Annotated in this window: 13 protein-coding genes; 7 read left to right on the top strand and 6 right to left on the bottom strand. The window is 65.2% G+C overall.

The annotated features are described in order from the left end of the window. Positions 1 to 331: 331 nt before the first annotated feature. From KY501_RS33015 to KY501_RS32995, 5 genes are all read left to right on the top strand, one after another. Entirely contained in the window at positions 332 to 1,198 is an 867-nt protein-coding gene (locus tag KY501_RS33015; RefSeq protein WP_224367661.1) for a DUF2381 family protein, read from the top strand. After that, positions 1,195 to 3,084: a serine/threonine protein kinase gene (locus KY501_RS33010; protein WP_224367660.1), complete on the top strand. Its 1,890-nt coding sequence runs from the start codon at positions 1,195 to 1,197 to the stop codon at positions 3,082 to 3,084. Before KY501_RS33015 ends, KY501_RS33010 begins: the two co-directional genes overlap by 4 nt. 355 nt (positions 3,085 to 3,439) lie before the next feature. Next, positions 3,440 to 4,156: a hypothetical protein gene (locus KY501_RS33005; protein WP_224367659.1), complete on the top strand. Its 717-nt coding sequence runs from the start codon at positions 3,440 to 3,442 to the stop codon at positions 4,154 to 4,156. Between the two features lie 173 nt (positions 4,157 to 4,329). After that, complete coding sequence (locus tag KY501_RS33000) at positions 4,330 to 5,727, top strand: AAA family ATPase (protein ID WP_224367658.1); 1,398 nt, start codon at positions 4,330 to 4,332, stop codon at positions 5,725 to 5,727. Continuing rightward, the gene (locus tag KY501_RS32995) at positions 5,724 to 6,464 is read left to right on the top strand and encodes an HNH endonuclease family protein (protein ID WP_224367657.1); all 741 of its coding nucleotides are present in this window, start codon (positions 5,724 to 5,726) and stop codon (positions 6,462 to 6,464) included. Before KY501_RS33000 ends, KY501_RS32995 begins: the two co-directional genes overlap by 4 nt. Before the next feature lie 56 nt (positions 6,465 to 6,520). Here the strand turns inward: KY501_RS32995 and KY501_RS32990 are convergent, their stop codons facing one another. The 5 genes from KY501_RS32990 to KY501_RS32970 form a co-directional block, all read right to left on the bottom strand. Beyond that, positions 6,521 to 6,871 carry a DUF2019 domain-containing protein gene (locus tag KY501_RS32990; RefSeq protein ID WP_224367656.1) on the bottom strand — a complete coding sequence of 117 codons (351 nt, stop codon included), beginning with the start codon at positions 6,869 to 6,871 and terminating at the stop codon, positions 6,521 to 6,523. A gap of 178 nt (positions 6,872 to 7,049) precedes the next feature. Next, positions 7,050 to 9,344, bottom strand: coding sequence for an ATP-dependent Clp protease ATP-binding subunit ClpA (gene clpA, locus KY501_RS32985; protein ID WP_224367655.1), 2,295 nt, complete (start codon positions 9,342 to 9,344; stop codon positions 7,050 to 7,052). A gap of 3 nt (positions 9,345 to 9,347) precedes the next feature. Then, on the bottom strand, positions 9,348 to 9,671 hold the full coding sequence (locus KY501_RS32980; protein WP_224367654.1) for an ATP-dependent Clp protease adaptor ClpS: 324 nt from the start codon (positions 9,669 to 9,671) through the stop codon (positions 9,348 to 9,350). 36 nt (positions 9,672 to 9,707) lie between these two features. Beyond that, positions 9,708 to 10,868, bottom strand: a complete 1,161-nt coding sequence (locus KY501_RS32975; RefSeq protein WP_224367653.1) for a GNAT family N-acetyltransferase — start codon at positions 10,866 to 10,868, stop codon at positions 9,708 to 9,710. 70 nt (positions 10,869 to 10,938) lie between these two features. Then, positions 10,939 to 11,508, bottom strand: a complete 570-nt coding sequence (locus KY501_RS32970) for a DUF2378 family protein (protein WP_224367652.1) — start codon at positions 11,506 to 11,508, stop codon at positions 10,939 to 10,941. 193 nt (positions 11,509 to 11,701) lie between these two features. Between KY501_RS32970 and KY501_RS32965 the strand changes: the two genes are divergently transcribed. Together KY501_RS32965 and KY501_RS32960 are read left to right on the top strand one after the other, a co-directional pair. After that, on the top strand, positions 11,702 to 12,271 hold the full coding sequence (locus KY501_RS32965; RefSeq protein WP_224367651.1) for a NifU family protein: 570 nt from the start codon (positions 11,702 to 11,704) through the stop codon (positions 12,269 to 12,271). A gap of 113 nt (positions 12,272 to 12,384) precedes the next feature. Further along, positions 12,385 to 13,146 carry a class I SAM-dependent methyltransferase gene (locus KY501_RS32960; protein ID WP_255637054.1) on the top strand — a complete coding sequence of 254 codons (762 nt, stop codon included), beginning with the start codon at positions 12,385 to 12,387 and terminating at the stop codon, positions 13,144 to 13,146. Here the strand turns inward: KY501_RS32960 and KY501_RS32955 are convergent. Further along, on the bottom strand, positions 13,124 to 14,017 hold the full coding sequence (locus KY501_RS32955) for a ferredoxin reductase domain-containing protein (RefSeq protein WP_224367650.1): 894 nt from the start codon (positions 14,015 to 14,017) through the stop codon (positions 13,124 to 13,126). The two genes, KY501_RS32960 and KY501_RS32955, sit on opposite strands and share 23 nt — an antisense overlap. Positions 14,018 to 14,023: the final 6 nt, after the last annotated feature.

The following is a 14,023-nucleotide window of genomic DNA, read 5'->3' as shown; positions in this document are numbered from 1 at the left end:
GACTTGAAGGTAGGGTTGTCCTCGGCTGTGGAGTCTCCTCCTCCCATGCTCTGGGCCGCCATGGCGACCGCTGTTGCAGGCAGGGAAATGACGAGGGTGCTTCCGACAACGGCCAAGCGGGTGCAGGCGGGTTCTCCCAGCAGCCCCTCGGAGGGACAGCCACTGCTCGACAAGGCCGTCTACACACCAGGCTCGCGGGCATCGAGATCGTACGGGGGTGAGGCACCGTGAGAGAAGCCCCAGGAATCTGAGGTCTATAGGAGCAGAGGCCAGCCTGTGCCTCTCCGTCGAAGGGAGAATGGTAACGTGTGACCTGGGAGGTTACCGCTGAATGCTCCGACCTGTCACATGTGCTTGGGCGTTGGGAGGGTTGCTGGTGCTGACCGAAGCCACGGCTCAGCCTCCGGTGACACGTGGACGGCACGTCACCATCGCCGCCCAGGCTGGTGAGCCGCTCCCCGAGGTTCGGGTGGTTGCGGGGAGCACGACCCTCATCCTCCTGGACGCGCCCGTGGACAAGGCTTCGGTGCAACTCGACACGACGCGCATCCGGCTCGTGGACGTAGGCGAGCGCACCCTCGTGCTGGAACCGATAGTGACACCCGCCCCGAAGGAACGCTGGGTGCTGCGCGTGCGGTACGCGGACAGAGCCCAGCCGGAGTGGGCTGCCTTCGCGCTCGTGTCGCAGCCTGGGGAAGTGGATCTCCAGGTCACCGCCGTGAGGAAGCGGCAGACTCTGGCGTCATGCCAGGCTTCGCTCGCAGAGGCGCAGGCTCGCTGCGCGAGCACACGCGCGGAGGTGTGGGTGCTGGTGGACTGGCTTGCAGGAAACTCCGTCCAGGCCGCCCCTTTCAAGAAGGATCCCAGGGTGCGTGGCTGGGTCTACCGGCTTGGGACCCAGGTGTTCCTGGTGCTGACGCTGACGAATGCCGCAGGCCCGGAGCCGTGGACCCCCACCGCTGCAACGCTGTGCAGCCAGACTCGCAAGCCTACGGAGGTACGAGCGCGAGCCGTGCACGCGAGGCAGGACCCGCTGATGCCTGGGGAATGGGGCACGATTGTGGTGGAGGTGGAACTGCCCCCAACCCCTGAAAACTCCGTTCTCAACTTGGAACTGCGGGACGAGGGGGGCCGAAGCCTGGAGGTAGAGGATGTGGAGATCCCGCTGGTCCCAGGAAAGGAGCGTGCAGGGCGATGATGGAAGAGGTGGATCCCGACAACCTTCCGGTGGGCACGCTGGTGGACAGCTGGCGGGTGGTGCGCCGGGTAGACGGCGGCGCTTACGGCACGTTGTACGAGGTGGAGAAAGGCGGCGAGTCCTACGCTCTGAAGATGGCGCGCTACCTCGAGCAGAGCCAGGATGCGCGGCACACGGATGCGCGCGCCCAACGCGAGCTGTCGTGCATGCTGTCGCTGCGCCACCGCTACATTGCCCGGGTGTGGGCCCATGGCCGTTGGCCTCACGCCCGCGAGGGCTTCTTCTACGTGGTGATGGACTTCGTGAAGGGCTACACCCTGGACGAATGGGCCGAGCGCTCGCGCATGACGCCCCATGAGGCGGTGGTGCTCGCCGACCGGCTGCTGGAGGCGCTGGCCTACATGCACGGCCAGGGCATCTTCCACCGGGACTTGAAGCCCGGAAACATCGTGGTGCGAGCGCAGACCGGGGAGCCGGTGATCGTGGACTACGGGGTAGCGCATTTCCCGATCCCCGCAGCCCCGCAGTTGACGGGCACACGCCTGCCGCCAGGCACCCCTCGCTACACCTCGCCCGAAGCGGGGCACTTCGAAGCCGAGCACCGGCATGACAAAGCGGCGCGCTACGTATTCAAGGTGGCCGATGAGCTGTACGCGCTGGGAGTCACCCTGTATGACTTGCTGACGGACCTGCGGCCGCACAGCCACCCGGAGCCTCAGCCGCTGAGCCCCTTGGGCTTTCCACCCGCGCATGAGGTGAATGAGCGGGTGCCCGTGCCGCTGAGCCACTTCGTCGCCCGGTTGGTGGCGCTCAAGCCGGAGCAACGGCCTGTGAATGCGGAGGCCGCACGGAGGGACCTGCCGGAGCTGCTCTCGCTCCAAGCGGACTCCTGGATGAAGCGGCCGCTACAGGCGCTGCCACCCCAGTCCCTCCCAGAGGCGGCTCCGCCCAAGCCTGCCCTCGCGGCAGTCCCGGCTGAGGTTCCACGCGTCAATCCCGTGTCCATGAAGCGCCGTGGAGCGAGCAGGGTGGCCCTCGCCACGGTGGGCCTGGGAGCCCTTGTGGTGTGTGGCACATACCTGATGCTGGGAGGAGGGAGGCCGGGGCAGGAGATCCCCTCCGAGCCCAGGATCGAAGAAGCTCCCTCTCAGATGTCCCCCACGCCCGCAGCGCCAGCACGGCCTCCAGCGCTTCCCTTGACCTCTCCGTCGCCGGCGCATCCGCCGCTGCCGCAGCCCGCCCCCTCACAGCCCGTTGCCCCCTCGGAGAAAGGCCCCCCCGTGAATACCCGCCGAAGTACCGCCGCTGTCTCTCCCCTGTGCTCTCAGAAGACACCGCCTGCGCGTGGCACTCAGAACTGGTGGGAGTGGTGCAGGTGCGTGGCGATTGCAGGCACCGTCCTCGCTTCCCAGGCGGGATGCCCGGCTGCTCAGGTGCGACAGTCGATCACGAGCGAGTGCCGTACCGAGTCGGTGGAAGCGATGAAGCTGCTCGAGATTCCGCCTGAGGAATACGCGCTGAACTTGGCGCTGGACGCCAAGGCACCGTGCGACACTCAAGGAGGACGGATGTGCAAGGGTCGAGCGATCGTCACAGTCGGTCAGGTCATCACCAGCAAGGTGCGGTATACCCAAGGCAAGTTGGTGGAAGGCTCGCTGCTGTCCGGCAGGGTGTTCCATGCGCCTGACGGAGAGTCTCGCAGCGGGATCTTCTACCGTTGGAACGAGGCGACGCTCCCCGATGGAAGCAAGTACCCGGTTTGCCTTGAGGGGGGAGCTCCCTTGGCAAAACCCGGCCCCACTCCCGGTACCTGGAGCGCGGATCAGGGAACCGCGGCGGACTGGACCAGCGAGCACTGGTCCCTCACCCGCCATATCACCCGTTGATGCCCGTTGATGTCGGGTCGAGGCCCAGTGCGAACTGGTTCGCAGTGGCGGCAGGGGTTGAGGCTCAGTGCGAACTGGTTCGCAGTGGCGGCAGGGGTTGAGGCTCAGTGCGAACTGGTTCGCAGTGGGCTCTCAGGGAGGAGGTCCATGCTGACCCGTCTCAAAGATGGACTGTCCAGTCTCCGTCCGTGGACGGTGAAGAGCCCTCCCGCAGGCTTTCTGGGTTGTACCACGCACGCAAGTGCCCGTTTCTTGGAGGCACTTTGAGTTGGCCTGCCGGGTGCAATGCCTCCGTCTCGCCAGAAGTCAGTGGCCCCGGACTCAATGACGAGCCGGGCACAGAGATGGAATATGTATGTTTAGTTGGGACAAGTTCAAGGAAGTGAAGAGTGCGTTGGAGGAGGAGCTGACGCTCGAGAAGTTTCATTCCGAGATGATTCAGCTGATGGGCAGTGAGAGTGCCAACCACTACCGGATGGGGCGGCTCTACAATCGGGCGGTCGAGAAGAAGCTGGCCGAGGCCGCCGGGTACAAGAACGCCCAGGACTACATCACCCAGAAGTTGCCGGATGTGTCTTACGGCGCGCTGAGGATGTACGGCTCGGTGGCGGCGTCGTTCAGCGAAGCAAACGCGGTGCGCTTCGGAGTGACGTGCTCGTACCTGCTGCTGACGTACAAGGAGGTGGCGGACCTGGAGATCAACCACGATGAGCCGGGAGGTACGCTCATCGAGGTGCCGGGAGCGAGCGGGGCGGTGGAGAGCAAGCCGTTCTCGGCGTGCAGCGTGGAGGAGATGCGCAAGGCGATTCAGCGCAAGCGCAAGCCTTCTTCGAGCAAGCCGCTGCCGGCGGAGCACGTGGCACTGGCGGGCCTGTATCAGAGCTCGGTGAGCACCGTGTTCCCCAAGGGAGTGGTGGTCAAGGTGGAGGTGCGCAACCAGAAGGGCAAGGCGGTGCTCGACATCACGGGCATCCCGGTGGAACAGGTGAACACGTTGATCAAGGCGCTGGGGTTGGCAGTCCCGATGGAGATCAAGGCTGAGCCGATGGAAGCAGCGCCGCCGACGGCGTAAGCCCTGACTTCGTCACAGGAGCACCGCGCTTCCAGGTTACAAGAGGCGCGGTGCTCCATGTTGTGCGTGAGAACCGGTGGGACGCTACCGCGGAGTACACGGGGCAGCGCCCCTCTTCCGGTTCTACGTGACGTTGTCTCCTCGAAATCGCAGGATAGGGCCGAAGGAGCGTCATGGCCGCGAAGAAAGTGACCGGGAGCAAGGCGACAAAGTCCCACGGTGAACGAGCTGTTACCGGCAAGCAGCCGGTGGCTGCAGGTTCCGGCTCGTATTTCCTCTCCTTGACCGTGGAGAACATTCGCTCTTTCGGGCCCAGGCAGACCTTGGATCTCTCGGATGGTCACGGGAGACCGGCGCACTGGACCGTGATTCTCGGCAACAACGGTGTTGGTAAAACCACGCTCCTGCAGTGTTTGACGCTCTTTGAACCTGAGGAACTTTCTGAGCTTCCCAAAGACACTCCCTATCGGTGGTTTCCGAAAGGGCCTCGGAGCAGACGCCATCCTTTAATCACTTGGAGGCCCCTACGCCAAGGAGTGAAGCGAACACGTCTCCGGGCGAGGTTCTTTGCTGGCAGGTTGGGTGAAGGATCCGGTTCTTCCCCATCTTCTGCCGAGAACGCCATGGAACTATATCGGGACGAAGGGGTTGTAAGAGAAGCAATCGCCGAGCCCTATCGCAGCCTCGTTTGTTACGGCTACGGCGCGACACGCCGCATGGGCGCAGGCTCTCTTTCCACTTTGAAGGAGTCAGGACCCAACGACAGTCTATTTCGAGAGGATGTGCCTCTCCGAAATGCAGAGGAGTGGCTACTGCAGGCAGATTATGCCGCGAGCAAGGAGTCCGCAGCGCAACCTGCTGCCATCGCCCGGCGAGAGCGCGTCAAGGACCTCCTCATCAGTCTGCTTCCCGAGGTCAGCGGCATTCGCTGGGTTGCTCCCGACTTGGAGATCCCAACCGCACGGGTCGAGGTTCAAACTCCGTACGGCTGGGTGGAAATGGGAGCGCTGAGCCTGGGATACAAGACGCTCATCGCCTGGATGGTGGACCTGGCCAGCCGTCTTTTTGAACGCTACCCCGACAGTCCCGACCCCTTGGCCGAGCCCGCGGTAGTGCTCGTCGACGAGATCGATCTCCACCTTCATCCTCAGTGGCAGCGCATCCTCATGCACTATCTGGGCGAGCGGTTTCCCAACACGCAATTCATTGTGACGGCCCATAGTCCGCTCATCGTGCAGAGCGCTCCCGATGCCAACATTGTCGTCCTTCGACGTGAGGGCGACCATGTCGTCATCGACAATGACGTGGACGCTATCCGTGGATGGCGGGTGGACCAGATCCTCACGAGCGATCTATTCAATCTCATCTCGGCGCGTCCCCCTCAGTTTGATGCCTTGCTGGCGGAGCGAACTCGGCTTCTGTCCAAGCCGCGCCTCACGAAGAAGGACCAGAAGCGTCTGGATGAACTCGAGGCCGAGATAGGTCATCTCCCGGCGGGAGAAACCAAGGCCGAGCAGGAAGCCATCGAACTCATCAAGGGCTTCGCCACGGAACTCAGGACGCGGAAATGATTCGCTTTCGCAAACCACTCCGGCTCCCTGCCGTGCTCCGCGCGAAGGGACGCCCTGAACTACGGGTGCTTGAGCGCACGTACGCCAGCGATCCGCTTGGCTACGACAGCGGCATGAAGGTCTTCGCCTTCAACTCAGCCATCTACGGACATTCGAGCGTCAAGGCCGCTCTTCGCAAAGCACAGCATGACAAGTGTGCGTTCTGTGAGTCGAAGATCTCTCACATCGCGTACGGGGACGTTGAACACTTTCGGCCCAAGGCGGGCTGGCGGCAGGCAGAAAAAGGACCGCTGCATCGGCCCGGTTACTACTGGCTGGCCTATGATTGGGGCAATCTCTTCCTGGCCTGCGCTATCTGCAACCAGCAGTTCAAGAAGAATCTCTTCCCGTTGAGAACACCCTCGCGCCGGGCCACGAATCATCTCCAGCGGGTCTCACAGGAGGAGCCGTTGCTCCTGGATCCCGCTGCGGACGATCCCGAGACCTTCATCTCCTTCCGGAAGGAAGTCCCCTACGCGGTGGGAGGGAACGCCAGAGGGAGAGCCACCATCAAGCACCTCGGACTCCAGCGAGCAGCGCTGGCGGAGCGCCGGAGGGACCACCTTGAGAAGTTGGAGGCCCTGAAAGTCATCGCCGGCCAGACAGGGCCTAAAGCAGTGCATGCGAGAAGCCTGCTCAAGCGCCTCAGGGGCGATTACGAGCCATACGCCTCGATGGCCCGTGCTTTCCTCCGATAGCCGGAGTGTTACCGTTCACGGTGTGTGCAATGCCCTTCGTCTGGATTGCTTGATGCTTACCCCGGATCCAAGGCCCAGGTGCCTTCCTCCCAGCGCTTCAACGCCTCGGAGGCTGCGAAGGAAACAAGACCTTCTCCCTGCGCCGCCTCCTTCAAAACCGCCTCGGCCTCCTCTGTCCTATGGCGGAGGAGGAATGCTGCCGCCTTGACTCGAACGTCCATGCGAGGGTGCGTGAACAGAGATGCGAGTGCATCTCTCCCAGGGTTGCCATGCGCGCACAGCTTGTCGAACGTCGCGTTCACCTGTTTGGCGTGTTTGTTTCCAGTCTTCGCGTTCCCTTGCCAGATCGCATCGGTCTGGGCAGCAGCATGTCGGGCGAATGCCTCTACCAGTTTGTCGAGGTTCACTTCCGCACTCCCCAAATTCCCTTCAGGGCATTTTCGATGGCCTGCAATCCGAATTGGCGTTGGGCCTCATAGGATTGAGACGATGACGCTCCGGGGGCTGAAAAGACGAAGGGCCCAGAATCGGTGAGGTTTCCCTCTCGATTCCAGGCCCTTCTCTTCGCGAGGAACGAACGCTCGCCTACGCCGTCACCGCCACCTTGGGCTCAGGCTGCAGTTTGAGCGCGTCGCCCTCCACATCGAACCGAGCGACGCCACCGTTCTTCAGCTCGCCGAACAGCAGCGCCTCGGCCAGCGGCTTCTTCAGGACGTTGTCCACCAGCCGCGCCATGGGCCGTGCGCCGAAGGCCGGATCGTACCCGTGCTCGGCCAGCCAGGCCTTCGCTCGCGGCGTCAGCTCCAGCTTCACGTTCTTCTCCACCAGCATCTTCTGGAGCAGGCCCACTTCCTTGTCCACCACCTTGAGGATGACCTCCGGCGACAGACCGCTGAAGAGGATCCACCCGTCCAGCCGGTTGCGGAACTCCGGCGTGAACGTGTTCTCGATGGCCCTCTTCGCCCGCTTCCCATCCGCCGGCGCCTGCACATCCCCGAAGCCGATGGACTTCGTGCTCATCTCCCGCGCTCCCGCGTTTGTCGTCAGGATCAGGATGATGTTCCGGAAGTCCGCCTTCCGGCCGTTGTTGTCCGTCAACGTCGCGTGGTCCATCACCTGCAACAGGATGTTGAACAGGTCCGGGTGCGCCTTCTCGATTTCGTCCAGCACCAGCACCGCGTACGGGTGCTTGCGGATCGCATCCGTCAGCAGGCCGCCCTGGTCGAAGCCCACGTACCCCGGAGGCGCGCCGATGAGCCGGCTCACCGTGTGCTTCTCCGAGTACTCGCTCATGTCGAAGCGCAGGAACTCCACCCCCAGCACCGCCGCCAGTTGCTTCGCCAGCTCCGTCTTGCCCACGCCCGTCGGGCCCGAGAACAGGAAGCTGCCGATCGGCTTCTCCGGTGAACGCAGGCCTGAGCGCGCCAGCTTGATCGTGCTCGTCAGGTTCTTGATGGCCTCGTCCTGGCCGAAGATGACGCCCTGCAGCTCCTTCTCCAGGTTCTGCAACTGCACGCCTTCCTGAGCCGACACGCTCTTGGCAGGGATGCGCGCCATCTTCGCCACCACGTTCTCCACGTCCGCCATCGTCACCTTGCCGGTGCGCTGGCCCTCGGGCTTCAGCTTCTCCGCCGCGCCCGTCTCATCAATCACGTCGATCGCCTTGTCCGGCAGGAACCGATCATTGATGTGTTTGGCCGACAGCTCCGCCGCCGCGCGGATGGCGTCCGTGTCGTACGTCACCCCGTGGTGCGCCTCGTAGCGGCTCTTCAGCCCCTCGAGGATCTTCACCGTGTCCTCCACCGAAGGCTCCGGCACTTCAATCTTCTGGAAGCGCCGCGACAGTGCCCTGTCCCGCTCGAACGACGCCTTGAACTCCTGGTACGTCGTCGAGCCGATGCACCGCAGCCGCCCGTTGGCCAGCGCCGGCTTCAGGATGTTGCTCGCATCCATCGAGCCGCCGCTCGTGGCCCCCGCGCCGACGATGGTGTGGATCTCGTCGATGAAGAGGATGGCGTTGGGGTGATCCTGCAGCTCCTTCAGCACGCCCTTGAGCCGCTCCTCGAACTGGCCGCGGAACTTCGTGCCCGCCAGCAGCGCGCCCATGTCCAGCGAGTACACCGTGGCGCCCTTCAGCACGTCCGGCACCTTGCCCTCGGTGATGTGCAGCGCCAGGCCCTCGGCGATCGCCGTCTTGCCCACGCCCGTCTCGCCCACGTACAGCGGGTTGTTCTTCCGCCGCCGGCACAGCACCTGGATCGTCCGCTCCAGCTCCTTCTCGCGGCCAATCAGCGGATCAATCCGTCCCGCCTTGGCCTCCTTGTTCAGCTCGGTGGTGTACGCCTCCAACGGGCTCTTGCGCGGAGACTCACCGTCGTCGTCGTCGCCGACCGGCACGCTCTTGTGCTCACCCCCCTCGGACGAGCCGCCTTCATTGTCCTTGGTGATGCCGTGCGAGATGTAGTTCAGCAAGTCCAACCGGGTGACGCCCTCCTGCTGAAGCAGGTAGAGCGCGTGGCTCTCCTCCTCGCGGAAGATGGCCACCAGCACGTCTCCGCCGTCGATGGTCTTCTGCTCGGCGGACAGCGCGTGCATCGCGGCGCGGTGCAGCACGCGCTCCACGCCGATGGTCTGCTGGGGCTCGGCCTCCGCGTCCTCGGGCAGGCGCTCGACCGTCTCCTCCAGGAAGGTCTCCAACCGCTCCTGGAGGCGCTTGACGTTGGCCCCACACGCCTTGAGCACCTCGCGTGTCCGCGTGTCCTTCGTCAACGCCAGCAGCAGGTGCTCCAGCGTCAGGTACTCGTGCCGCATCTTCCGCGCCTCTTCGAGCGCATTGCGGAAGCTCGTCTGCAACTCCTTGGCAATCAGCGGTCCAGCCACGGTTCAACCTTCCTCTGGTTCCATCGAGAGACGCAGCGGGAACCCATTGTCCTTCGCCGCAGCCTCCACAATCTTGATCTTCGTCTCGGCCACTTCATACGTATAAACGCCGGCCACTCCGATGCCGTTGTAATGAACGTGGAGCATGATCTGCACGGCATCCGTCTCGGACTTGTGGAAGACCTCCTTGAGTACGGCCACCACGAACTCTCGCGTGGTGTAGTTGTCGTTGTGCAGGAGCACCTTGTAGAGCGTCGGCTTCTTGAGCTTCTTCTCCGGCTTGGTCTCTGTGACGACGTTCTCGTCGTTTTCGAACTTCTGGGCCATGGGCTCTCTCTCAGATGCTGAAGCGGGGCGAGCGCTTCAGCCCTCCTCCTTGAAACCTGTCTCCGCCTGCCACCGAGGCAGGCCCGCGCGGACGGCCGACTGCTCCTGGAGCAGGAAGGCACGCACAGCCCGGTCGAGTCCAGGGTGAAGGAGCAGGTGCGCGCTGTAGGTAAGCCGGGGCTCGAACCCCCGCGTCAATTTGTGCTCCCCTCCCGCGCCGGGCTCGAAGCGCTTGAGGCCCAGGCGGATGGCTTCCTGGAGGGGGTGGTAGAGGCAGACGTTGAAGTGCAGGAAGGCATGCTCCTCGAAGCAGCCCCAGTAGCGTCCGTAGAGGACGTCCGGGCCGGTGAAGTTGAACGCTCCAGCGATGCGTTGTCCTCCCCGACGGGCTTCCACGAGCTCGCAGCGGTGCCGGAAGCGAGCCAGCATCCGAGCGAAGAAGGCCGGGGTGAGGAAGCGCCGCCCCCACGGATACTTATCCACCGTGGAGGCGTACAGCCGGAAGAGCTCGTCCGGATCCAACTCCGCCAACTCCTCGCTGCGCAGCGTGCGCACGGTGATGCCCTGGCGCTCCGGAGTGCGCAGCTCGCGCCGCAGCTGGATGCGCCGCTTGGAGTGGAAGCGAGCGAGGAAGTCCTCCCACGTGCTGTAGCCGGGGTTGGTCCACTGGTACTGCACGCCGATGCGCAGCGCGAACCCCGCGGCCTCCAGGCCCGCGGCCTCGTCCTCGGTGTGGAAGAGGACGTGAATGCCCGAGACGCCCTCGGCGCGGGCGTACTCCAGGGCGGCGGCGTACAGCTCCGCCTCGCGAGCGGACCGGTCCTCTCCGGGCGCCACGAGGACGCGGCGGCCCATGGCCGGGGTGAAGGGCACGGCCAGCACGAGCTTCGGGTAGTAGCGCAGCCCCACGCGTCCGGCGGCCGTGGCCCACGAGCCATCGAAGACGAACTCGCCGTCACTGTCGTCCCGCAGGTACGCGGGCGCGGCGGCCACCAGGCGCGCTCCCCGCCACAGCGTCAGGTGCCGCGGGTGCCAGCCCCGCTCGGGCACGGCACAGCCACTCTCCTCCAGCGCCGCCAGGAACTCCCACTCCAGGAAAGGCACCGCCGCTTCGTCGAGCAACGCATCCCAGGCCCCTCGAGGGAGCTCGGTGATGGAGCGATAGACGCGCAGCGTCAGAGGGAGCGAGCTGGACATCGGGCGGGCCGGGTCGAAGCCGAGCCTATAACGGCCCGGTCGGGTACTCGCCAGGGACGGCTCCGGCCACCTACCAGCGCAGGTAGAGCCGGTAGCCCTCCGAGGTCCGCTCCTCCACCGTGACGATGGGTTTGACGTGGGCCCGCTCCAGGCCAACTTCCAGGGCGCCCGCGAGGAACTCCGGGCGGTTGTAGATGTCGCCGAAGTAGATGCGCCGGGCCGTCTCGCCGGCCGGCATGATGCGGACTTCCATCTCTCCGCGGCCCATCATCGCGCAGTAGCGGGGCAGCCGCTCCACCACGCGGGCGGGGCCAATCATCGGCATGGCCACCGCCACCACCTTGCCCACCAGCGTTTCCAGGAAGCCGTCCACCAGCTTGCGGCCCAGGAGCCGGTACGCCTCGTCATCACTGAGGTTTCCGTAGACTTCCTGGCGGGCCGCGTTGACGCAGCGCTGGTAGGTGAGCACCGAGTAGCTCACCTCGGGCTTTTTGATGTCATAGCCGTAGGACAGGAGCCGTTCGGCCAGCTTCCCCTGGGCCTTGAGGCCTCGCACGAAGAGCCCCTCCATCACGCTGACCGGGATGCGCGGCAGCGATCGGGGCTCGATCGGAGGGCGGGTGGGAAGCTTCGTCTCCATGTGTGAAAGTCCTCGGACGGGCTGTCATACACCGATCTTTGCGCCTCGCACTACATTCGGATCCGGGATGTGGCCCACTGGACCGAGCCATTCCCGGAAAAGGGGTGGCAGGGGACGGCCCGTTTGCTTCCTTGGGCTCCGGGTTGCTATGGGGCCGCGATCGCCTTAGGAGAAGAGGGATAGGAGATTCCGAATGTCGGTGAACATCCAGCTCGAGTGGACCCCGAACCCCAGCACCCTGAAGTACGTGGTGGACCGGCGCCTGCTCTCCAGCGGCGCGGTGAACTTCACCCACCGCGACGACGCACAGAAGAAGTCCCCGCTGGCCACCAAGCTGATGGACGTCAAGGGCGTCACGGCGGTGATGGTGGGCCTCAACTTCGTCACCGTGACGAAGGGCGATGAGGGCGAGTGGGACGAGCTCAATGACGCGGTGATGGCCACGCTGGACTCGCACCTGGGGGCCAACGAGCCCGTGGTGGACGAGGAGGCGGTGGCGGCGGCTCGTGCGGCGGTGGCCAGCAGCTCGGATGCGGGCTCGGTGGAACAGCGGATCCGCGACATCCTGGATACGGAGATCCGCCCGGCGGTGGCGCAGGACGGCGGGGACATCACCCTGGACCGGTTCGACGGCGGCATCGTCTACCTGCACATGCAGGGCTCGTGCGCGGGCTGCCCGTCCTCCACGGCGACGCTGAAGATGGGCATTGAAGGGCGCCTGCGGGAGCTCATCCCCGAGGTGACCGAGGTGGTGTCCGTCTGAGGCGCAACGTCAAGGCCCCGCAGGTCCGGCGCGAGCTGCTGCCGGACCAGTCGCCGGCGCTCCTGCGCGAGCTGCACCTGCTCACGCGCGAGGGGAACCTCAACGCGGATGCCCTGCGCAAGCTCAAGCAGGTCAACCACCTCATGGGCCTGCTGCGGCCAGCGATGGAGGACATCCTCGCGCGGCATCCCTCGCCCGTGGTGGTGGATGCGGGCAGTGGCAACGCGTACCTGGGTTTCATCCTCTATGAGCTGTTCCTCAAGGACGCGGCGCCCGACAAGGACGCGCCGGCCGGGACGCTGCTATCCATCGAGGGTCGTCCGGAGCTGACCGATCGGGCCCGGGAGCGCGCCCAGCGCCTGGGCTTCACGCGGATGCAGTTCCAGACGGCGCACCTGGAGGCGGCCACCTGGCCGGAGCGCATCCACCTGCTGACGGCACTGCACGCGTGCGACACGGCGACGGATGACGCGCTGGCGGCGGCCATCCAACACGGAGCGGACCATGTGGCGGTGGTGCCGTGCTGCCAGGCGGAGGTCGCCGCGCAGCTCAAGGGCAAGCGGCCCGAGGTGGACACCTCATTGGGGATGCTCTTCCAGCACCCGTGGCACCGGCGCGAGTTCGGCTCGCACCTCACCAATGTCATCCGCGCCATGACGCTGGAGGCCTTCGGCTACCAGGTGACGGTGACGGAGCTGACGGGGTGGGAGCACTCGCTGAAGAACGAGCTCATCCTCGGCCGCCGCGTGCACAAGGAGAGCCGCCCGGCGCGGGCGAAGCTGGAGGCGTTGCTGGGCTCCTTCGGGGTGCAGCCCAAGCTGACGCGGCTGCTGGGCGTGGAGCCCGCGGGCGCTACCCGTACGTCTCCCGTTTGATGCGCTTGTCCTCCACTCCCACGGTGTGGAGGTGGCCCAGCACCGTCTCCATGAAGCGGGGCGTGGCGGGCGTGCGCGTCTCCAGGGCCTTCTTGCGTTCCCACGGGCTGATGGCCGGGCCGCATGCGTAGACCAGGCACGTAGGCCGGTCCGGGATGAGCTCCTCCAGGAGGGCCTGGCTGATGCGCCCCTTGCGCACCTTCGGGCCGAACCGCGACTCGTCCGTCTCCCGGGTGAGGGTGTGAAACACGCGGACGGTGTCCGGGTTCGCGGCCTCCAGCTTGTCCAACTCCTCGCGGAAGAGCATGTCCGTCCAGGTCTTGTTGGAGCAGAGCACGGTGTGGCGCAGCTTCAGCCCGCGGTGCAGCGCGTCCTTGAGGATGGCGAAGTTGGGCACGGCCCCCGAGCCCGCGACGATGTGGACCAGATGGTCCGTGCGCTCCTGCACGTCGTCCGGCAGGTGGTAGGGGCCCATGAAACCCTGGACCTTGATGCGAGCGCCTTTCAGCCGGCCGTGGATGAGGTAGGGCGCCAGCAGCGCCGGGTACTTCGTAATTCCAGCGATGAACTCCTCGTCCTTCACGGTGATGGCCACCTGGGACTCGTGGGGCGCCGAGGACATCGAGTAGGAGCGGAACAGCTCCCGGCGGCCCTTCTGCTCCTGCAGGAATCCGGTGAGGCAGCGCAGGGCGGGGAACTGGTGCGGGTCGATGTTGATGAACTGGCCGGCCTTGTACTCCACCGGCGCGCCCCCGAAGTCCAGGAGGAGGCTGGCGGTGTCGTGCGTCTCCTGCCGCACCTCGGTGACGGTGACTTCGTAGTCCAGGGGCTTCTTGCGGACAGGGGTGACGGTGGGGGCGGCGGTGCTCATGGGCCC

This window comes from Hyalangium versicolor (assembly GCF_020103695.1).
In the GTDB taxonomy this organism is placed as follows: domain Bacteria; phylum Myxococcota; class Myxococcia; order Myxococcales; family Myxococcaceae; genus Hyalangium; species Hyalangium versicolor.
Note: the sequence above shows the minus strand (reverse complement) of the source record. Positions and strands in the feature narration are given on the sequence as shown.